Origin of the sequence: Pseudomonas alloputida, from assembly GCF_021283545.2 — a bacterium.
Classification (GTDB): Bacteria; Pseudomonadota; Gammaproteobacteria; order Pseudomonadales; family Pseudomonadaceae; genus Aquipseudomonas; species Aquipseudomonas alloputida.
In genome coordinates, this window is sequence record NZ_CP128540.1 from 2,597,937 (window position 1) to 2,617,015 (window position 19,079).

16 protein-coding genes and 1 pseudogene are annotated in these 19,079 nt (G+C 62.9%); 6 read left to right on the forward strand and 11 right to left on the reverse strand.

Features of this window, described 5'->3' with window-relative positions:
* Nucleotides 1–52 precede the first annotated feature (52 nt).
* Nucleotides 53–2,185 (reverse strand): annotated as a pseudogene (locus LU682_RS11935) (TonB-dependent receptor).
* A gap of 216 nt (nucleotides 2,186–2,401) precedes the next feature.
* Between LU682_RS11935 and LU682_RS11940 the strand changes: the two are divergent.
* Entirely contained in the window at nucleotides 2,402–2,983 is a 582-nt protein-coding gene (locus LU682_RS11940; protein ID WP_010954456.1) for a hypothetical protein, read from the forward strand.
* A 147-nt stretch (nucleotides 2,984–3,130) separates the two neighbouring features.
* Here LU682_RS11940 and LU682_RS11945 read toward each other — a convergent pair whose 3' ends face one another.
* Nucleotides 3,131–3,895 (reverse strand): hypothetical protein, encoded by a 765-nt coding sequence (locus tag LU682_RS11945; RefSeq protein ID WP_010954455.1) that lies wholly within the window; start codon nucleotides 3,893–3,895, stop codon nucleotides 3,131–3,133.
* A gap of 176 nt (nucleotides 3,896–4,071) precedes the next feature.
* Here LU682_RS11945 and LU682_RS11950 point away from each other — a divergent pair, with 176 nt between their 5' ends.
* The gene (locus LU682_RS11950) at nucleotides 4,072–4,590 is read left to right on the forward strand and encodes a DMT family transporter (protein WP_020192124.1); all 519 of its coding nucleotides are present in this window, start codon (nucleotides 4,072–4,074) and stop codon (nucleotides 4,588–4,590) included.
* Here LU682_RS11950 and LU682_RS11955 read toward each other — a convergent pair whose 3' ends face one another.
* Complete coding sequence (locus LU682_RS11955; protein ID WP_049588102.1) at nucleotides 4,591–5,499, reverse strand: LysR family transcriptional regulator; 909 nt, start codon at nucleotides 5,497–5,499, stop codon at nucleotides 4,591–4,593.
* Between the two features lie 130 nt (nucleotides 5,500–5,629).
* Between LU682_RS11955 and LU682_RS11960 the strand changes: the two genes are divergently transcribed.
* From LU682_RS11960 to LU682_RS11970, 3 genes are all read left to right on the forward strand, one after another.
* The gene (locus LU682_RS11960; RefSeq protein ID WP_010954452.1) at nucleotides 5,630–6,844 is read left to right on the forward strand and encodes a YeeE/YedE family protein; all 1,215 of its coding nucleotides are present in this window, start codon (nucleotides 5,630–5,632) and stop codon (nucleotides 6,842–6,844) included.
* 113 nt (nucleotides 6,845–6,957) lie between these two features.
* Complete coding sequence (locus tag LU682_RS11965; RefSeq protein ID WP_232857599.1) at nucleotides 6,958–7,932, forward strand: quinone oxidoreductase family protein; 975 nt, start codon at nucleotides 6,958–6,960, stop codon at nucleotides 7,930–7,932.
* A gap of 39 nt (nucleotides 7,933–7,971) precedes the next feature.
* Entirely contained in the window at nucleotides 7,972–8,892 is a 921-nt protein-coding gene (locus LU682_RS11970) for a LysR family transcriptional regulator (protein WP_010954450.1), read from the forward strand.
* A 31-nt stretch (nucleotides 8,893–8,923) separates the two neighbouring features.
* Here the strand turns inward: LU682_RS11970 and LU682_RS11975 are convergent, their stop codons facing one another.
* Nucleotides 8,924–9,253, reverse strand: coding sequence for a hypothetical protein (locus tag LU682_RS11975; RefSeq protein WP_049588097.1), 330 nt, complete (start codon nucleotides 9,251–9,253; stop codon nucleotides 8,924–8,926).
* A 74-nt stretch (nucleotides 9,254–9,327) separates the two neighbouring features.
* The gene (locus tag LU682_RS11980; RefSeq protein ID WP_049588099.1) at nucleotides 9,328–9,978 is read right to left on the reverse strand and encodes a DUF998 domain-containing protein; all 651 of its coding nucleotides are present in this window, start codon (nucleotides 9,976–9,978) and stop codon (nucleotides 9,328–9,330) included.
* 200 nt (nucleotides 9,979–10,178) lie between these two features.
* Between LU682_RS11980 and LU682_RS11985 the strand changes: the two genes are divergently transcribed.
* Nucleotides 10,179–10,928, forward strand: coding sequence for a FadR/GntR family transcriptional regulator (locus LU682_RS11985; protein ID WP_003247694.1), 750 nt, complete (start codon nucleotides 10,179–10,181; stop codon nucleotides 10,926–10,928).
* Between the two features lie 134 nt (nucleotides 10,929–11,062).
* Here LU682_RS11985 and LU682_RS11990 read toward each other — a convergent pair whose 3' ends face one another.
* The 6 genes from LU682_RS11990 to LU682_RS12015 all read right to left on the reverse strand — a co-directional run bounded on the left by LU682_RS11990 (nucleotide 11,063) and on the right by LU682_RS12015 (nucleotide 19,078).
* Complete coding sequence (locus tag LU682_RS11990; RefSeq protein WP_010954447.1) at nucleotides 11,063–12,643, reverse strand: aldehyde dehydrogenase (NADP(+)); 1,581 nt, start codon at nucleotides 12,641–12,643, stop codon at nucleotides 11,063–11,065.
* A 58-nt stretch (nucleotides 12,644–12,701) separates the two neighbouring features.
* On the reverse strand, nucleotides 12,702–14,255 hold the full coding sequence (gene garD, locus LU682_RS11995; protein ID WP_010954446.1) for a galactarate dehydratase: 1,554 nt from the start codon (nucleotides 14,253–14,255) through the stop codon (nucleotides 12,702–12,704).
* 77 nt (nucleotides 14,256–14,332) lie between these two features.
* Nucleotides 14,333–15,697 (reverse strand): MFS transporter, encoded by a 1,365-nt coding sequence (locus tag LU682_RS12000; RefSeq protein ID WP_003247701.1) that lies wholly within the window; start codon nucleotides 15,695–15,697, stop codon nucleotides 14,333–14,335.
* A 104-nt stretch (nucleotides 15,698–15,801) separates the two neighbouring features.
* Entirely contained in the window at nucleotides 15,802–16,713 is a 912-nt protein-coding gene (gene kdgD / locus LU682_RS12005) for a 5-dehydro-4-deoxyglucarate dehydratase (RefSeq protein ID WP_010954445.1), read from the reverse strand.
* A gap of 347 nt (nucleotides 16,714–17,060) precedes the next feature.
* Nucleotides 17,061–17,870: a gamma-glutamyl-gamma-aminobutyrate hydrolase family protein gene (locus LU682_RS12010; RefSeq protein WP_010954444.1), complete on the reverse strand. Its 810-nt coding sequence runs from the start codon at nucleotides 17,868–17,870 to the stop codon at nucleotides 17,061–17,063.
* A 425-nt stretch (nucleotides 17,871–18,295) separates the two neighbouring features.
* Nucleotides 18,296–19,078 (reverse strand): amino acid ABC transporter ATP-binding protein, encoded by a 783-nt coding sequence (locus LU682_RS12015; protein ID WP_010954443.1) that lies wholly within the window; start codon nucleotides 19,076–19,078, stop codon nucleotides 18,296–18,298.
* Nucleotide 19,079 lies beyond the last annotated feature (1 nt).

Genomic DNA, 19,079 nt, shown 5'->3' on the forward strand with positions numbered 1-19,079 from the left:
GCGATGGGCCGCAGAGCGGCCCAATTGCTGACTGACAGGCATTGCGCGTGGGTCAGAAGCGGTAGTTGAAGCTGGCTTCCAGCGTGCGCGGTGCCCCTGGGGTGATCAGGTCGACCGAGCCATGTGCCGAGGCATAGTAGTCACGGTCGAACACGTTCTTCAGGCGCAGCGCGGCATCCCACTGCGGCACGCTGTACAGCAGCGCGGCGTCGAAGGTGGTATAGCCTGGCATCACCACCACATTGTCGAGCGCTGTGTAGCGTTCGTCGACGTAGTTGGCTCCGGCGGCCACACGCCACTCTGGTGTCAGGGTACGTACCAACCAGACATTGGCGCTGTTGCGCGGCGTCAGGGTAGGGGTCTGGCCTTCGTTCGCCACGCCATTGGTCTTGCTGTTGGACTTGGTGATTTCGGCGTCCAGGTAAGCGTAACCGGCATAGATCTGCCACTTGTCGGTGAGATGCCCGCTGACGGTGGCTTCAAAGCCATCGGTACGCTGTTCGCCAGCCAATACGGTCAGGTTGGGGTTGGCCGGGTCGGCAGTCTTCATGTTGGTGCGCTCAAGGCGGAACACTGCGGCGGTCAGTGACAGGCGGCTGTCGAGCAGGTCCCATTTGGCGCCGATTTCATAGTTGGTGGTTTCTTCCGGCTCCAGGTGCTGGTTGCTCGGGCTCACCGCGAACACTTCGCCCGAAGGCTGATAGCTGCGGCTGACCGACACGTAGTAGGACTGGATGGCGTCTGGCTGGTAGACCAGACCCGCACGCGGGCTCCAGGTCTTGTCGGTACGATCCAGGTCGATGTTTTGCACGCGGTCGTCGTCGTACTCCTGGCCAAAGATGTCATAACGCACACCGACCAGTGCCTTCCAGTGCGCGTTCAGCTCGATCATGTCCTGCACGTACAGACCGGTGGTCTGCTGGAAGTTGGTGCCCTTGGACGACAGGTTGGCGGCATGTTCCGGTACCGGCACCAAGGCGTCACGGTACACCGGTACCTGGGCCACGTTGGTCTGGCTCAGCACGCGCTGGTACTTGTCCTGAAAGCCTGCTTCCACGCCGTACAACAGGTTGTGCTGCATGCCGGCCAGTTGCGCTTGTTGCTTGAGCTCCGTCTGGTTGAACACACCGTACTCATCGCGGGCGACATTGCCGCGGTTGAGCTTGATCAGCAGTTCACCGTCGGGCGCGGTGACGAAGCGCGTCGGGCTGCTGTCGGCCAAGGTGTTGTTGCGGTCCAAGTCGTAGCGGTAGTAACGGCTGGTGTTGGTCAGGGTGAAGTTGTCGTTGATGCGGTAGTCCAGGCTGGCTGTAAGCGAGAACACCTCGCTGCGGGCGTAATCCTGGTCAGCATCGCCAGAGCCAAAGCGCTTGTCGCGGTCCACGTCCACCGGGCGGTTGCCCAGGGCCGGGATGCCGAAGTCGATCAGGCGCTTGTCTTACAGGTAGGTGGCGCCCAGGTTCAGTTCCAGATCGTCCGAGAGACGGAAGTAGGCCGACGGTGCGATGGCCTTGCGGTCGATGTAGCCATCATCGCGGAAGGTGTCGCTGTCTTCGAAGGCACCGGTCACGCGGTAGGCCTGGTTGCTTTGCGGGTCGGCCCAGCCGGTGTCGAACTGGGTTCGGCGTTTGCCTTCGCTGTCGACGTTCATGCCGACTTCGCGCTTGGGCGTGAAGCTTGGTTTTTTGCTGATGCTGTTGATCAGCCCGCCCGAGGAGCCACGGCCATACAGCACCGCGGCCGGGCCCTTGATCACCTCGACACGCTCGATGTTGGACAGATCGCGAAAGTACAGGGCGTCGTCACGCACGCCGTCTATGTACATGTCGCCAATGGCGCTGAAGCCACGGATGGTCACCTGATCGCGTTGGCCGTCGCCGTTGGACAGGCCGATGCCGGGCACGTTCTTCAGCACGTCTTCCATGGACTGTGCGCCTTGGTCCTTGATCACGCTTTCGGGAACGACGTTGACGGTTTGCGGGATATCGCGCAGCGGCGCGTCGATCTTCATGGCGCTGCGGCTTTCACTGGCCTTGTAGCTTTGCTGCTCATAGACGCTGGTGACGGCGGTGGCGGGCAGGGCGAGGCTACTTTGCGTATCGGTTTGGGCGGCAGCGTGGACAGCAGGCACAACGAGCAGGCCCAGCATGGAAATGGATGCTGGGGCAACAGACCTTTTTGCCATTACAGGCGACTCTTTGTTGTTATCGGGAGTCACGAATAGTAATGATTTGCAAATGTAAAGCAAGTGTAAAGAATTCGTATTAGCTATAACAGTGATTTCGGCGACGAAATGCGTCGCCAGCCGAGAGGGCCGGCAAGGCGGCCGGTAATGGCTATGCTTGTCAGCGCGTGAGCCTTTCACGCGCCTATTCGGACTTGATCACAGGGAAGCACGCCTATGAACCCCATTCGTACTCTCGCTCGTGCTGTAACCCTTGCCACGCTGGCCTCTGCTGCCAGCTTCACGGTACAGGCTGCCGGTATCCCCATCGGGAGCGAGGCGCTGGAAAGCCATGTCACCACACAGGTAACGGCTATCGACCTGGCCACCCGACAAGTCACGGTGAAAGGCCCTGACGAGAAGAAGGATGTGACGTTCCAACTGACCGAAAAGGCCAAAGCGCTGCCCAACCTTAAAGTCGGTGACCAAGTCGACATCTACGTGACACGCGCCGTGGCCTATGTGCTCAATCCGGAAGTGGGGGGGGCGCCGAAAGCGACTGAAGAGTCCGGTACCATCCGTGCAACCGAGCAAAATCCCAACCCGGGCGGCGAGGCGTTCCGCCAGGTCAAGGTTACCTCTCAGATCAAGAAGATCGACCTCAAGACGCATGAGGTGAGCTTGTTGCCACCGGAGGGCAAGCTGCAGGTGGTCAAGGTCGAGAACCCAGACCTGCAGAAACGCATGAAGAACCTCAAGGTTGGCCAGACGGTTGACGCGATCTACACCGAAGTGCTGCGCGTCGAAACCTCGCGCTGACCTTGGCCGTTGCCGACCTCGGTTACTCGCCTACGATCGGCCGTTTGCGGTCCGGGCAGGCTGGTGCCGGGGAGCGGGCCTCAGTAGCCGGCGGCTTCGATCAAGGGCTGGGGCTCTGCACGTTAGGGGTAGTCGACTTGTGGTGTGTCACTGCCGCAGGCTTCGGGTAGCCCGGGTCTGGATGCGCTGTGAGGCCTTGCAGGCCGGGGGATGGCGCTGAAACAGCTGAAGTACCCAGTCGGGGCGGGTCTTGCTGGCATCGTTGAGCCAATTGGCGACTGAGTCCTGGGCGTATTTCTCAGCTTCGGCCAGCAGCGGTACCAGCAACGGCTCGGCCACTTCTGGTTGTTGCTTGAGCGTGGCAATGTGCTCGCACCAAACGCCACGCGGGCGCAGGATCTCGATGCAGAACCGACGTACCAGCGGGTCGGCATCACCGGTATGGCGGCCGAGTAGCGCCAGGGCGGTTTCAAGGTGCTGGGCCAGGCGCGGGCGCAGGGCGATCCAGGCCCATTCACGTACGCCGAAGTGCTCATCGCGGGCGAAGCGAAACTGCGCCAGCAGGGCATCTTCCGCTGGCTGCGAGCGTGACAGGAACGCCTGGGCGAATGCCGCCCAGCTGCGCACGGTATCGGATGGGTGCGTGCAGCATTGCTCGAACACTTGCTGGCGCAACGACTCGGCGGCTTGCTCCAGCCACTTGCCCAGTGCCAGGCCAATGGCCGCCACTTTTTTTGACAGGCCCAGTGCCTGGGCCTGCTCCGCACTGGCAGCGAGGTGCTCTACCAATGCTGCTGGCAGTTGCCCTGTCAAGGCGTTGACCAAGGCGGCTTGGTCCACCGCCAGGCATTCGGCCAGGTTGCGGGTTGGCAGGTGGCCACGGTCGATCAGGGACTTTCGTTCGTCGCTCATGGCTAAGGCTCTATGGCAGTGGCACGGTGCAGTCGATTGTCGGCCATGCGCACGCCGGCCGGAAGGAATGTTTCAGTATGCAGGGTACGAATAGTTCAAGTGCAGGATTTTGATTTCTATCAGTACTGGGGCATGCAGCATCATGGTTGCCATCGATACCTTGGATGAGGACTGCCATGTTCAGTAAATCAATGCTTCTGCTGGCGCTTCCTGTGGCCATGGCGTTGCTTGCCGGTGCGGTGTTGCCGTTTCAGGCCGCAGGTAATGCTGCGGCAGGTCGGGCACTTGGGCACTGGCTGTGGGGGGCTTTCACATCGTTGACGGTGAGCATGCTGGTGGTGATCGCTGCCCTGCTGATTATCCGGGTACCGGCGCCAGACATGGGCAAGGCCCTGCAGGGGCCTTGGTGGTTGTGGATTGGTGGCGTGCTCGGGGCAATGTATGTAGCCGGCGCCGCCGCACTCACCCCTAAACTTGGCGCAGCAGGGTTCCTGGTACTGGTGGTGGCGGGGCAGATCATCACGGCAGTGCTTGCCGACCACTACGGGGTGATGGGGCTGGGTGGCAAGCCGCTCAGCCTGGCCAGGGTGGCCGGCGTGGTGCTGATCCTGTGCGGAGTGCTGCTGGTACAGGGCACTTGGGCAACGGCGTCACCGGCCCACCCCACGGCAGCTGTGAAGGCGCAAGAAAACTGATCAGCGCCCTGGTTGACTGCAGGCCCATACGGTTTCGCGCAACCAGCGGTGCCCGGGGTCACTGTCCTTGCGGTTGTGCCAGGCTTGCTGATAGTCGAACGAGGGGATGGCCAGTGGCGGTGTGAACTGGCGCAGTGTCTTGTGTTGGCGCAACGACCCCACAGCGCGGCTGGCCACTGTCAGGATCAGGTCGGTGCCGGCCAGCACTTCGACTGCCGCACTCCAGTGTGGCAAGGCCAGGGCAATACGGCGCTGCAAGCCCCGGGCGGCCAGTGCACGCTCGATTTCATCGAAAGCATCCGGGCGCATGGCCATCAATACATGTGGGCGTGCCAGCCAGTCTTCCAGGGCCATATCGCCACTGGCAGGCAGGACCTGGCGATCGGCAACGCTGATGAAGCGATCGGCAAACAGGGGCTGGGCGGTGATGTCCTGAGGCAGTTCGGGGAACAGGCCCAGGGCCAGATCCAGTTCGCCATCGAGCAATTGCGCCAACATGGTTTCACGGCTGGCCTGGCTGATGGCCAGGTCCACCCCGGGCGCGACTTGGCGCAGGTGGCGCAACAGGTGCGGCAGGATGATGCGCGAAGCGTAGTCGGACAGCGACAGCCGGAACCGGCGCTGGGCCTTGGCTGGTTCGAACAGCGGGGTGGCCAGCAGGCTTTCAAGATTGCTCAGTGCATCCTGTAGCGGTTGTGCCAGCGATTGGGCGCGGGCGGTAAGGGCCATGCCGCCACCTTGGCGTACCAGCAAAGGGTCGTCGAAGTGTTTGCGCAACTGCGCCAAGGCGTGGCTGACCGCCGGTTGACTGCGGTGCAGGCGCAAGGCTGCACGGGTCACGTGCCTTTCGCTGAGCAAGGCGTGCAGGGCGAGCAGCAGGTTGAGGTCGATCTTGCGCAGTTCATCCATCGGGTGAATGGCCTTGGTCATTTCTGGCGACTTGAATCAGCTTAACAAATGCTTTGTGTACTCCTACAACGATTGTGTCGGCTGCTGGGCGTATACTCCCCGTCCGTTTAACTATTGTCCGAGTATTTTGATGGGCCTTTCCGCAACTGCCACGCCTGAACCACGTCGCCTCGGCGCGCCATTGATCGCCTTGACCTTGATGCTGGCCAGTGCCTGGTTCCTCAACCTCAATGCCGGCTTCAAGCAGGTAGTGTTGCTGCTGGTCGGCACCGCCCTTGGCCTGACGCTGTACCACGCCGCCTTCGGTTTCACCTCAGCCTGGCGGGTGTTTATCAACGAGCGCCGTGGCGCGGGCCTGCGTGCGCAGATGGTCATGCTGACCCTGGCGGTGCTGCTGTTCTTCCCGGCGTTGTCAGCTGGCAGCCTGTTCGGTAACCCGGTCACTGGTCTGGTTGCCCCTGCGGGTGTTTCAGTGGTGTTCGGTGCGTTCATTTTCGGCATCGGCATGCAGTTGGGTGGCGGCTGCGCATCGGGCACGCTGTTTACCGTGGGGGGAGGTAATGCGCGCATGCTGGTGACTCTGCTGTTCTTCGTCATCGGCTCGGTCAGCGCCACCCACCATGCCGATTGGTGGTTTGCCTTGCCGTCGCTTCCGGCCACCTCGATCGTGCAGGTGTGGGGGATAGGGCCTGCGGTGCTGGCAAGCCTGGCAGTGTTCGGGCTGATCGCCTGGGCCACCGTGGTGCTTGAGAAGCGCCGGCATGGCGCGCTTGAAGCACTGCCTGCCAGCGAGCACCAAGGCCTTCGACGCTTCCTGCGTGGCCCCTGGCCCTTGCTGTGGGGCGCCATCGCCCTGGCCTTGCTGAACTACGCGACCTTGGCGCTGGCGGGGCGGCCTTGGGGCATTACCTCGGCTTTCGCCTTGTGGGGGGCCAAGGTCCTCAGCGGGCTGGGTGTGGATGTCGGTAGCTGGGTGTTCTGGCAGGCACCGGCCAATGCCAAGGCTTTGGCTGCGCCGCTGTGGCAGGACATCACCACGGTAATGGACCTGGGCATCGTACTGGGTGCCTTGCTGGCGGCGGGCCTGGCCGGGCGCTTTGCGCCAAACCTGAAGATTCCGCTGCCGTCGCTGGTGGCCGCAGTGATTGGCGGCCTTCTGCTGGGCTATGGTTCGCGCCTGGCTTACGGCTGCAACATTGGTGCTTACTTCAGTGGTATCGCCTCGGGTAGCTTACATGGCTGGTTGTGGCTGGTGGCGGCCTATACCGGTAACCTGATAGGCGTGCGCCTGCGCCCCTTGTTCTTCGTCGGTGAACGGCGCCCTACGATGCTGACTGGCTGCTGATGCACTGACTGAATTGCTGCAAGGGGTGCAGAAATCATCTGCATCCCGCCTGATTGTTCAACTTTTGCTTCTTGTTTAGCCTGACTCGAGCACTCATTCAGCAGGATTCGATCATGGCTACCCGCATCATTCTCAATAGCACCGGCGCTGCCGATGTGATGCAGCTTGAACACGTAGCAGCACAATCTCCAGGGCCTGGCCAGGTCTGGCTGGAGCAGACGGCCATGGGCGTGAACCCGCTGGATGTGTTGCAGCGCAAGGGGGGAGCAGCGCTGGCATTGCCTTCAGGCCTGGGACTGGAAGGCGCTGGCAGGGTCTCGGCCATTGGCGATGGGGTGCACAACGTGCAGGTGGGCGACCGGGTCGCTTACGCGATGGGGCCGGTCGGTGCCTATGCCAGTGGCCGGCTGTTCCCGGCCGAGCGGCTGGTTCCGCTGCCGCCGCAGTTGGAGGACGAGGCCGCCGCAGCGGTGCTGTTCAAGGGAATCACGGCGCAATATCTGTTGAAAACCACCTATGCCGTAGGGCCGGGCACCCAGGTGTTGTTGTACGGTGCGGCCGGTGCTTTGGGCCAGCTGATGGTGCCTTGGGCGCGACACCTGGGGGCGACGGTGATAGGGGTGGTATCGCGCCTGCAAAGTGTGGAGCGGGCACGGGCGGCGGGTTGCCAGCATGTGCTGGTGTTCGACGCAAAAACCTTGGCCAGCCAGGTGCGTGAGCTGACCCAAGGCCAAGGTGTGGCCGTAGTGTACGATTGCGTGGGCAAGGTGTCGCTTGAGGCCTCGTTGGGCAGCCTGAGTGTGCGCGGCTTGTTGGTATCGTTCGGCGGCACCTCCGGTGCACCGCCTGCCATTGAGGTTGCCACGCTCAATGCCAATGGCTCGCTGTACCTGACCCGGCCATCGCTCGCAGCACACACCCGCACTGTCGAGGAGTACCAGCAGCGCGCGGCCGATGTGCTGGCAGCGGTTGCCGAAGGTATCGTCCAGCCTCGGGTCTGGCGATGCTTCCCGCTGGCTGAAGCAGCCAAGGCCCATGAATGCCTGGAGCAAGGGCGGTCGGAGGGCGCGCTGGTGCTGACTGCCTGATCCGCCCCCTGATTTCACTGCCCTGAGCCGAGCCTTGCCATGGATACCTTCGACAGTCGTCGCGCTGATGAACTTGCCACCCTGCTGGCCTTGTATGAGCAGGGCTCGTTTGCTGCCGCCGGGCGGCAACTGGAGCGCCACCCTACGGTGCTGTCGAAACGCCTGAGTGCTTTAGAGACGCGGCTGGGCATTCGCCTGGTGGAGCGCAGTACGCGGCAGCTGCGCTTTACCGATGAGGGCGAGCGGCTGGTAGCCAAGGTTCTCGAGGCTAGCCGGCTGATTGCCGAAGCGGAGGAAGAGGCAGCCGAAGGTGCGGCAACGGTTCGTGGGCGTCTGCGTCTGGCGTTGCCGGCGGCCATGGGCCGACGCTGGTTGAGCGGCATGCTGGCCGACTTTGTACTGGCCTACCCGCAGGTAATCGTGGAGACCGAGTATGCCGATCGTTTCGTCGACCTGATCGGCGAGGGTTTCGACGCCGCGATCCGGATTGGTGAGCTGGCGGACAATCGTCTGGTGGCAAGTAAACTGTGCGATCACGTGCGGATCCTGTGCGCTTCTCCTCAATACCTTGCTCGGCATGGGGAACCCGCGCAGCCGGAAGATTTGGCGGCGCATAACTGTTTAGGTTTCAATGGTTTGCGATCGTTTCCTGAATGGCGCCTTATGAGCGATACGCGACAGACAAGTGTCAAAGTTGCTGGCAGCCTTCGCAGTAATGACAACGAAGCGCTGCTGGAGGCGGCGCGGCGCGGCGTGGGGATTGTGGCCGGAGGTGACTGGCTCATGGGCGAGGACCTGGCCAGCGGATGCCTGGTAAGGGTGCTTGCGCAATGGCAGCTGGACAAGGCGGCGGGCATTTACCTGGTACGGCCGACCGCACGCCTGAACACGGCAGCGATGGGCGTCTTCAAGGCCTGGCTGGAAGATCGCTTCAAGGCAGGCCCTCCATGGAGACGCTGATGCGGCCTTTGCAGGCGTGATAAGTAAAGAGTTATCGTCTTGCAACGGCATGCTGAACGCACTGCTCGAAGTACGTCTGCTTGATCGCTGCTGGCTTGAGCCGCGAGCGGCTGTTGTAGGTTTGCTCGGTAATGCCGAAGGCAGTCATGCGCATCCAGGGTTTGGGGAATTTGCGTACCTGCAGCTTCTTGCGCGTGGCGTACAGGGTTACCCCGGAAAGCTTGGCCTGTTGGGCCTCGGCGGCTATCTGCGCGCCCCAGCCGCAGGTGTGGCGATCGTTCTGGCTCAGTGCCCTGGCCTGGGCGCCGAAAGCGAGGGTGGCCAGCAGGCAGCCGGCCATCGTTGCTAGAAGTACTCGCATGTTGCTGTCCTAAGCATCTGAAAGAAAACGGAGTTTGCCTTCGCTTTCCGCAGCCGTGGGCCAGCAATTTGCCGTCAGGGCACAGCCATGCGCAGGGGACTGGCCTTCGGCTTCCGCAGACTTGTCCAGGCCAGGCTGGCAACCCAGAGCACCGAAACACCATAGTTAAGGCGTTGATACAGGCCGAACAGCTGGCCACTCTGCGCCGCTTGGCCCATCAACGCGACGGTGATGATCGCCAACACCACGCAAGCCAGGGAAAACAGCGCCAGGGCGGGGGAGCCGGCAATGCGGTTGCCTAGCCACGCCCATAGGGCGCTGGCCAAGGTCAGCGAGAGGAACATCAGCAGACCAAACAGGTTATGCAGTTGCTGCGAGGTAGATGGCTGTACCGGTGCACACCCCTGGTCGCAGGGGAACCAGCCGGTGCCCAAACTGCCCATGCCATGCAGCAACACCAGGCCCGCACTCAGCAGCGCCAGCTTCGAGCTGTGCCAGCGCCGCATCAGGCCCCAGGCAAACAGGGCAAACAGCAGGGCTAGAGGGGAGTTGTTGACCCGTGGTGACCAGCTGTGGGTTGGCGAGCCTGCCGCGCCAAGCTGGCTCATGGCCTGTTGCAGGTGATCATAGCCAGGGTAGGCCTGGGCGGTGAGCCATACCCCCGCCAGCAGCCAGAGGGGGATCAGCAGGCCACTGCCGAGCAAAAGGCGGTCGAGGGTTTTCATACTGCAGATTCCTTCCATGGAACAGTGAGCGTGGAGGCGTACAGTACAGGCTCGCGCAGGCCATGGGCCAGTGATTCTGCGCGTTTTTTCATGGGGCCAGGGACTGCAAAGATGGGCAATAAATACCGCACGGGGTGTATGTGATCGTACAACCGCTTGCGCTATGATGAGCGCTGTCTTCCAAGGTGAAATACAGGGCAATGACAGAGCAGCAGGTACAGGCAAGGACCCGGCGCAAGCCGCGCAGTCTGGCCCAGGAACTGGTCACGGTGCTGACCGAACGCATTCGCAGCGGCCAGCTCAAGCGCGGCGACAAGCTGCCGACCGAATCGCAGATCATGGCCGAAGAGGGCGTCAGTCGCACGGTGGTGCGTGAGGCGATCTCGCGGTTGCAGGCCGCCGGGCAGGTAGAGACTCGCCACGGCATCGGTACATTCGTGCTGGATGCACCGGCTACGGGCGGTTTCCGTATCGACCCGGCCACCGTGGTCACCCTGCGCGAAGTGCTGGCGGTGCTGGAGTTGCGCATTGCCCTGGAGATCGAGTCGGCCGGGCTGGCAGCCCAGCGGCGAAGCGACGAAGCCCTGGCCGGTATGCGGGCGGCGCTGGACGAACTCAACGAGGGGGCGGCCCACGCCACTGATGCGGTGTCGGCGGACTTCCAGTTCCACCTGCGCATTGCCCAGGCCAGCGGCAACCACTACTTCGCCGACATCATCAACCACCTGGGTACCAGCATCATCCCGCGCACCCGGCTGAATTCGGCGCGCCTGGCCCATGATGACCAGGCGCATTACATGAGCCGTCTGATGCATGAGCACGAGGCGATCTATGAGGCGATTGCCCGGCGTGACAGCGAAGGGGCGAAGATGGCCATGCGCATGCACCTGAGCAACAGCCGCGAGCGCTTGCGCCAGGCGCATGAGGCGGCTGAAGCGCAAGGAACCTGAAGCCTTTGCTGCCTGTACTGGCCTCTTCGCGGGCAAGATAGCCCTGTCGAAGCGGGCTTGCCCGCGAAAAGGCCAGTACAGTCAAAAAAGAAAAGCCCCGCCGTGCGCAGGGCTTTCCTGTTTCTGGCAACCAGTCAGATCGCCCCGTCACTCCACTGACCGTTCACCAACCGCCGCAGCCCCAGCGGGTTGCCGTCGCGCAGTGCCTCAGGCAGCAGCGTCTGCGGGTAGTTCTGGTAGCACACCGGGCGCAGGAAGCGGTCGATGGCCAAAGTGCCGACCGAGGTGCCACGCGCATCGGAGGTCGCCGGGTACGGGCCGCCGTGCACCATGGCATCACAGACTTCGACACCGGTCGGGTAGCCATTGACCAGGATTCGCCCGACTTTCTCCTCCAGCAGCGGCACCAGCCAGGCGAAGGCATCGAAGTCCTCCGCTTCGCCGATCAGCGTCGCGGTCAGCTGGCCGCGCAGGCCGAGCAGCGCGTCGCGCAGTTGGTCGTTGTCCTGCACCTCTACGGCCACGGTGGTGGGCCCAAACACTTCTTCCTGCAACAGCGGGTCGGACTCGACCAGCAGGCGTGCATCGGCCTTGAACAGCTGAGCGCGCGCCTGGTTGCCTTCCTGCACCTGGCCGGCCACATGCTCGATACCGGCATGGGCATGCAAGTGTTCAAGGCCGCCGACGTAGCTGTGCAAGCCGCCAGCATTGAGCATGGTTTGCCCGGCTTGCTGGTCCAGGTACTGGCCAAGGTCGGCGAGCAGTTGGCTGTACTGTGGCGACTGCAAGCCAATCACCAGCCCAGGGTTGGTGCAGAACTGCCCGGCACCCATGCACACGGACCCCGCCAACTCGCGGGCAATGGCCTCGCCACGTTTGGCCAGGGCGCCTGGCAGGATGATGACCGGGTTGATGCTGGACATCTCGGCGAACACCGGGATTGGCTGCGGGCGCTCAGCGGCCATGCGGCAAAGGGCATCACCGCCTTTCAGCGAGCCGGTGAAGCCAACCGCCTGGATGGCCGGGTGCTTGACCAGCCACTCGCCCACGCCGCCACCAAATACCATGTTGAACACGCCCTTGGGCATGCCGGTCCGCTCAGCGGCGCGCACGATGGCGCAGGCGACCAGGTCGGCCGTGGCCATGTGGCCGCTGTGCGCCTTGAATACCACCGGGCAGCCTGCGGCCAGGGCGGCGGCGGTATCACCCCCGGCGGTGGAGAAGGCAAGCGGGAAGTTGCTGGCCCCGAACACGGCGACCGGGCCTACACCGATGCGCATCTGGCGCAGGTCTACGCGTGGCAGCGGCTGGCGCTCGGGCAGTGCCAGGTCGATGCGTGCGCCGAGAAAGTCGCCGCGGCGCAGCACTTGGGCGAACAGGCGCATCTGCCCGCTGGTGCGGCCGCGCTCGCCCTGGATGCGGGCGGCGGGCAGGGCGGTTTCGCGGCAGACGATGGCGACGAAGGCGTCATCCAGTTCGTCGAGTTCAGCGGCGATGGCGTCGAGGAACTCGGCCCGACGCGCCGGGGCCAGTTGGCGGAAATCGGCGAAGGCTGCGGCAGCGGCCTTGGCGGCTTTGTCCACTTCGGCTTCGGTGGCCTGGGCAAAGCTGTAGGGCAGGGCTTCGCCAGTGCTGGCGTCCAGGCTCTGCAGGCGCTGAGGGCCAGCGGCACTGCGCTGACCGGCGATGAAGTTATGGCCGAGGATCTCAGGCATGGGGTGCTCCTGTGGGATTGAGAATGGCGTGTGTGAATGCGTGGTCAGGGCTGCGGCATCAGGTAATGGGCGCCGGGTTGAACAGGGTGATGTCGTTGTGCAGCCGGTGTTGTTCGGCCCAGGTCTGCTTGCGACCGCTGGCTACGTCCAGGTAGTAATGGAACAGCTCCCAACCCAGCTCCTCGATGGTCGAGCGACCACTGGCGATGCGACCGGCGTCGATGTCGATCAGGTCGGGCCAGCGCTGGGCCAGTTCGCTGCGGGTACACACCTTGACCACCGGCGCCATGGCCAGGCCATACGGGGTGCCGCGGCCGGTAGTGAAGACGTGCAGGTTCATGCCGGCCGCCAGTTGCAAGGTGCCACAGACAAAGTCGCTGGCCGGGGTGGCGCAGAAAATCAGGCCTTTGCGGTTGGCCCGCTCGCCTGGGCCGAGCACACCCTGGATAGCGCCGCTGCCCGACTTGACGATCGAACCCAGCGATTTCTCGACGATGTTCGACAGCCCGCCTTTCTTGTTGCCCGGTGTGGTGTTGGCGCTGCGGTCGGCGGCGCCTTGCTGCAGGTAGCGGTCGTACCAGTCCATTTCGCGCACCAGCGCGTCGGCAACGTCCTGGTTTTCCGCGCGCGAGGTCAGCATGTAGATCGCGTCGCGCACCTCGGTCACTTCAGAGAACAGCACGGTGGCGCCAGCGCGGACCAGCAGGTCGGCGGCATAGCCCAGTGCCGGGTTGGCGGTGATGCCCGAGAAGGCGTCGCTGCCACCGCATTGCATACCGAGGATCAGTTCGCTGGCCGGGACCGTTTCGCGGCGGCGCTGGTCGAGCTTCTTCAGGCGGGTTTCGGCCAGGTCCATGATCTGCTCGATCATTTCAACAAAGCCAAGGCTGGCATCTTGAAGGCGGTACAGCCATGGGTCGCTGAGGTCCACCGAAGGGTCGTTGTCGTGCATCACCTGGCTGGCTTGCAGTTTTTCACAGCCCAGGCTGATCACCAGTGCCTCGCCGCCAAGGTTAGGGTTGCGCGCCAGGTTGCGCACGGTGCGGATCGGGATGTAAGCGTCGCGGGCGTTGATTGCCACACCGCAGCCGTAGCTGTGGGTAATGGCCACCACGTCATCGACGTTGGGGTATTTGGGCAGCAGTTCGTTGCGAATGCGCTTGACTGCATGTTCCAGCACGCCGGTCACGCACTGCACGGTGGTGGTGATGCCGAGGATATTGCGGGTGCCGACAGTGCCGTCGGCGTTGCGATAGCCCTCGAAGGTGAAGCCCTCCAGCGGCGGCAGCGGTTGTGGCACTGCATCGCAGCGCGGCAGGCTGTCCAGTTCCGGGGCGGCCGGCATGGCCAGCTGGCTTTCCTGCACCCAGCTGCCTTGGCGCAGGTCTTCCAGCGCGTAGCCGATGATTTGCCCGTAGCGGCGCACGGGCTCGCCCTTGGCGATGGACACGGTGGCCACCTTATGGCTTTGCGGCACGCCTTCGATCAGGGTCAGGCCGTCGGCGAAGCGGGCGCCTTCGCCCAAGCCGCCGTCGTTGACGACGACCACGACGTTGTCGTCGTCGTGCAGGCGGACGTAGCGGGGCGAGTCGGAATGTTCGATCAACTGCATGTTTGGGCCCTACTTGTCAGGTTCTCAGGCTTTTGTACATCCGCCCATGCCGGGCGACCCGGCGCGGGCGTGTTTTTTCAGTGACGGGAGCTGGCCAGTTCGCCGTCGGTGGCAGGCTCAGCGTGTGGCTTCGGGGCAGCATCACGCAATTCGATACGCTTGATGGGGCCGACGATAACCAGATAGCTGAATACCGCGACCAGCGCGTTGGCACCCACGTACACAAGCGCCCACTTGAACGAGCCGGTGGCGCTGATGATGTAGCCGATCACGATAGGGGTGGTGATCGACGCGATGTTGCCGAAGGTGTTGAACAGTCCACCGGACAGCCCGGCAATCTGCTTGGGTGAAGTGTCCGCGACCACCGCCCAGCCCAGTGCGCCAATGCCCTTGCCGAAGAACGCCAGCGTCATGAAGCCAACCACCATCCACTCGGCATCGACGTAGTTGCAGAACACCATGGTGGTGGACAGCAGCAGGCCACAGACAATCGGCAGTTTGCGCGAGAAGGTCAGCGAGTTGCCGCGGCGCAGCAGCCAGTCGGAGATCACACCACCCAGGACGCCGCCGATAAAACCACACACCGCCGGCAGCGAGGCGATGAAGCCGGCCTTGAGAATGGTCATGCCACGTTCCTGCACCAGGTACACCGGGAACCAGGTGAGGAAGAAGTAGGTGATGGCGTTGATGCAGTACTGGCCCAGGTATACGCCCAGCAGCATGCGGCTGGTCAGCAACTGCTTGATGTAACCCCATTTCGGGCCGTCGCTGCCGCGCTTCTGGTCCATGTCGACCAGGCCGCCGTTCTGCTCGATGTGCTCGAGCTCGCTTTGGCTGATGCGCGGGTGTTGGCGCGGGTTGTAGATGGTCTTCAGCCACACCATCGAGAAGATGATGCCCAGCACACCCATGACCACGAAGACGTGCTCCCAGCCGAAGCTGAACACGATCCAGCCCATGATCGGGGCGAACAGTGCAGTGGCGAAATACTGCGCCGAGTTGAAGATGGCCGACGCCGTGCCGCGTTCCTGGGTCGGGAACCATGCGGCGACGATGCGCGCGTTACCCGGGAATGACGGGGCTTCGGCGAAACCGACCAGGAAGCGCAGGGTGAAGAGGGTGACCACGGCCCAGGCAACCGGCAGGCCACCGACAAAACCCTGCAGCAGGGTGAACAGCGACCAGGTGAAGATGCTGAAGGCGTAGACGTTCTTGGAACCGAAGCGATCGAGTAGCCAGCCACCAGGAATCTGGCCAGCCACGTAAGCCCATCCGAAGGCGGAAAAGATATAACCGAGGGTTACGGCGTCAATGCCGAGGTCTTTCTGCAGGCTGGAGCCTGCGATAGCAATGGTCGCGCGGTCGGCATAGTTGATCGTGGTCACCAGAAACAGCATGAACAGGATCAGGTAGCGCACATGCGTTTTCTTAGTCGCTTGCATGCTGGCAATACTCCCACTAGTTATTTTTGTGCGGGCTCACGAATTGTAGCCGGAGTGGGGTAGGCCCACTCCGGGCGCGGCGTCTGGCAGGCCGCGGGCAGCGTTTACTGCGGGCCCATCTTGTCCATCAGCGCGGCGAGCATTTCGTACTCTTCGGCGGTGAGGTCGGTCAGCGGGGTACGCACCGGGCCGGCGTCGTAACCGGCAATTCTGGCGCCGGCCTTGACGATGCTCACGGCGTAGCCGGCCTTGCGGTTGCGGATGTCCAGGTAGGGCAGGAAGAAATCGTCGATCAGCTTGGCCACGGTGGCGTGGTCGTCACGGGCGATGGCGTTGTAGAAGTCCATGGCGGTTTTCGGCACGAAGTTGAACACAGCGGAGGAGTACACCGGTACGCCCAGGGCCTTGTAGGCGGCGGCATACACTTCGGCGGTCGGCAGGCCACCCAGGTAGCTGAAGCGCTCGCCCAGGCGACGACGGATCGACACCATCAGCTCGATATCACCCAGGCCGTCCTTGTAGCCGATCAGGTTCGGGCAGCGCTCGGCCAGTTTTTCCAGCAGGTCGGCGTTCAGGCGGCAGACGTTGCGGTTGTACACCACCACACCGATGTTTACCGATTTGCACACCGCTTCGACGTGGGCGGCGACGCCGTCCTGGCTGGCTTCGGTCAGGTAGTGCGGCAGCAGCAGCAGGCCCTTGGCACCCAGGCGCTCGGCTTCCTGCGCGTATTCGATGGCCTGACGGGTGGAGCCACCGACACCGGCGAGGATCGGCACCGAAGTGGCGCAGGTGTCGACCGCGGTCTTGATCACCTGGCTGTATTCGCTGGCGGCCAGGGAGAAGAATTCACCTGTACCGCCAGCGGCGAACAGCGCGCTGGCGCCGTAGGGGGCCAGCCACTCAAGGCGCTTGATGTAGCCAGCCGGGTTGAAGTCGCCCTGGGCATTGAAGTCGGTGACCGGGAAAGACAGCAGGCCGTGGGAGAGGATGGATTTGAGTTCTTGTGGATTCATTGTTGTTGGCATCCTGTGGCGCTTGGGTGAGGGGTGTTGTTTTGCGTTGGAGGTAAGTTATCGTACAACCTGTGCGATGACCAGTCCTTTTTCAGAATTTTGTGTTCTCGCCAGGGTGGCCGTCTGGATATATGTGTTGTGGCGCTCGATTTCACAGGCGCAGCAGGTACGACGACAAACACATAGCAGTCATCGTATCTCTTAAGGGAAAGGAAAAAACGATCGCGGAGACAGGCACAAGCCCGCCGCCCGATTCCACGGGAAGAGTTCTGGGACCAGCAGAGGGTGACCGGGGAAGCGGGGGCGGCCTTGCGCCGCCCCGCGATCAAAGCAGAGGAAACTGAAGGTCAGGCCGCGTGCTGGCGCTTGATTTGCGCCTTGCGTACCTGGGCCCGGCAAGCATCGCCGAAAGCCTGGAAGATCTTTATCGAATCAGGGTTCTTCGCCGCTTGCCATTCAGGGTGCCACTGCACCGCGAACAAGAACGGCGAAATGCTTGGCGCGTGAATCGCTTCGACCAGGCCATCTTCGGCACGGGCGATCGCTTCAATACCGGCGCCAAGCTTGTGCAGGCCTTGGCCATGCAGCGAGTTGACGCGAATCTCATCGGTACCCAGGGTGTCGTGCAGCCAGCTGCCCGGCTGGATCTTCACCCCATGGACCTGGGCGTACTGCACTTCGACCGGGTCTTCCGGGTTTTCCCGGTGGTCATTGAACCCAGGTTCGGCATACACCTTCTGGTAAATGTCGCCACCCAGGGCCACGTTGATTTCCTGCATGCCACGGCAGATGCCAAAGATGGGCAGGCCACGCTTGATCGCCGCCTTGACCAGCGGAATGTCGAACAGGTCGCGGTTCTGGTCCTGGCCTTTGCCTGGGGTCTGGTTTTCCTGGCCATACAGGGCCGGGTCGATGTTGCTGCCAGCGCCAGTCAGGTACACGCCGTCGGCCATGTCCAGGTAGGTCTCGAGGTCTTCAGTGCCGCAGCAGGTAGGCACCAACACCGGGACGCAATCGGAGAACTCGACCAGCGGGGTAATGTATTTGTGGGTCATGACCTGGTAGTCATGGCCTTTGCGCTCTTGGCTGCCCATGGTCATCAGGACGACGGGTTTGCGCAGGGAAGGTTGCTTGTTGCCAATGTTGCTGTTGGACATATGTCACCTTGGGACAGGTTCGACCTGTCGTTGTTGTGCAGGCGCACGGCTCGGGGCCTTGGGTGCTGCCTGTAGCCCCGAGCACTGCCGGCTCGTCAGAGGCGACGATTCCGGTCGGGGCTTGTAGATAGCTTGCCAGAGCCGTTCGATATGTCAAACGACGGAAGCGGGCTTTAACGCGGGGGATACGCCGTTTTCTGGGGGCTGAAACCGATGCGGGCCTGTGGCGGCGTGGGTTTGGCAGGGTCTGCGGTCAATAATATTTAACGATGCAGTTGGGTCATTGCAGCGGCGCAATGATTAGGTAACTTGAAGTAACCTCGGTCACTGTGGGAGTGGGCTTGCCCGCGAACACGGGCGAAGCCCGTGCCATCCACGGCGGTGTCTTCTTCGCGGGTAAACCCCCCACAGTGACAGGCTTTCAATCAGTGCAGGATCTGCGCCAAAAACGCCTTGGCCCGCTCGGTGCGCGGCTGGTTGAAGAACACCTGCGGCGGGCTGTCCTCGATGATCTGCCCACCCTCAAGGAACAGCACCCGCTCGGCGACCTGCCGGGCAAAGCCCATTTCATGGGTGACGCACAGCATGGTCATGCCCGTGCCCGCCAACTGCACCAGCACGTCCAGCACCTCGGCGACCATTTCCGGGTCCAGCGCCGAAGTGGGCTCGTCGAACAGCATGATCCGCGGCTTCATGCACAGCGCCCGAGCGATTGCCACGCGCTGCTGCTGGCCACCGGACAGCTGGCTGGGGTACTTGTGCGCCTGGCTTTCGATGCCGACTTTGCTCAGGTACATGCGTGCCCGCTCCTCGGCGTCCTTGCGTGACAGCCCGCGCACGCTGGTGGGGGCCAGCAGGCAGTTGTCGAGCACGCTCATGTGCGGGAACAGGTTGAAGTGCTGGAACACCATGCCGATGTCGCTGCGTACCTGTGCTGCCTCGCGTGTGGTGGCCGCCAGGTCGATGCCGTCTACCTGGATGCTGCCCTGCTGGGCGACTTCCAGGCGGTTGATGCAGCGGATCAGGGTCGACTTGCCCGAGCCGGACGGCCCGCACAGCACGATGCGTTCGCCTTCGCGCACCTGCAGGTCGATGTCGCGCAGCACGTGGAACGCGCCATAGTGCTTGTTCAGGCCTTCGATGCGAATCAGCACCGGACGCGGGTCGGGTTCGGGGGCAAGGGTGGCAAGGCTCAGTGGTGCGGTCATC

Coding starts and splice junctions, on each gene's coding strand:
- LU682_RS11940 (WP_010954456.1), top strand. CDS start 2,402: ATGAACCCCATTCGTACTCTCGCTCGTGCTGTAACCCTTGCCACGCTG.
- LU682_RS11945 (WP_010954455.1), bottom strand. CDS start 3,895: ATGAGCGACGAACGAAAGTCCCTGATCGACCGTGGCCACCTGCCAACC.
- LU682_RS11950 (WP_020192124.1), top strand. CDS start 4,072: ATGTTCAGTAAATCAATGCTTCTGCTGGCGCTTCCTGTGGCCATGGCG.
- LU682_RS11955 (WP_049588102.1), bottom strand. CDS start 5,499: ATGGATGAACTGCGCAAGATCGACCTCAACCTGCTGCTCGCCCTGCAC.
- LU682_RS11960 (WP_010954452.1), top strand. CDS start 5,630: ATGGGCCTTTCCGCAACTGCCACGCCTGAACCACGTCGCCTCGGCGCG.
- LU682_RS11965 (WP_232857599.1), top strand. CDS start 6,958: ATGGCTACCCGCATCATTCTCAATAGCACCGGCGCTGCCGATGTGATG.
- LU682_RS11970 (WP_010954450.1), top strand. CDS start 7,972: ATGGATACCTTCGACAGTCGTCGCGCTGATGAACTTGCCACCCTGCTG.
- LU682_RS11975 (WP_049588097.1), bottom strand. CDS start 9,253: ATGCGAGTACTTCTAGCAACGATGGCCGGCTGCCTGCTGGCCACCCTC.
- LU682_RS11980 (WP_049588099.1), bottom strand. CDS start 9,978: ATGAAAACCCTCGACCGCCTTTTGCTCGGCAGTGGCCTGCTGATCCCC.
- LU682_RS11985 (WP_003247694.1), top strand. CDS start 10,179: ATGACAGAGCAGCAGGTACAGGCAAGGACCCGGCGCAAGCCGCGCAGT.
- LU682_RS11990 (WP_010954447.1), bottom strand. CDS start 12,643: ATGCCTGAGATCCTCGGCCATAACTTCATCGCCGGTCAGCGCAGTGCC.
- garD (WP_010954446.1), bottom strand. CDS start 14,255: ATGCAGTTGATCGAACATTCCGACTCGCCCCGCTACGTCCGCCTGCAC.
- LU682_RS12000 (WP_003247701.1), bottom strand. CDS start 15,697: ATGCAAGCGACTAAGAAAACGCATGTGCGCTACCTGATCCTGTTCATG.
- kdgD (WP_010954445.1), bottom strand. CDS start 16,713: ATGAATCCACAAGAACTCAAATCCATCCTCTCCCACGGCCTGCTGTCT.
- LU682_RS12010 (WP_010954444.1), bottom strand. CDS start 17,870: ATGTCCAACAGCAACATTGGCAACAAGCAACCTTCCCTGCGCAAACCC.
- LU682_RS12015 (WP_010954443.1), bottom strand. CDS start 19,078: ATGACCGCACCACTGAGCCTTGCCACCCTTGCCCCCGAACCCGACCCG.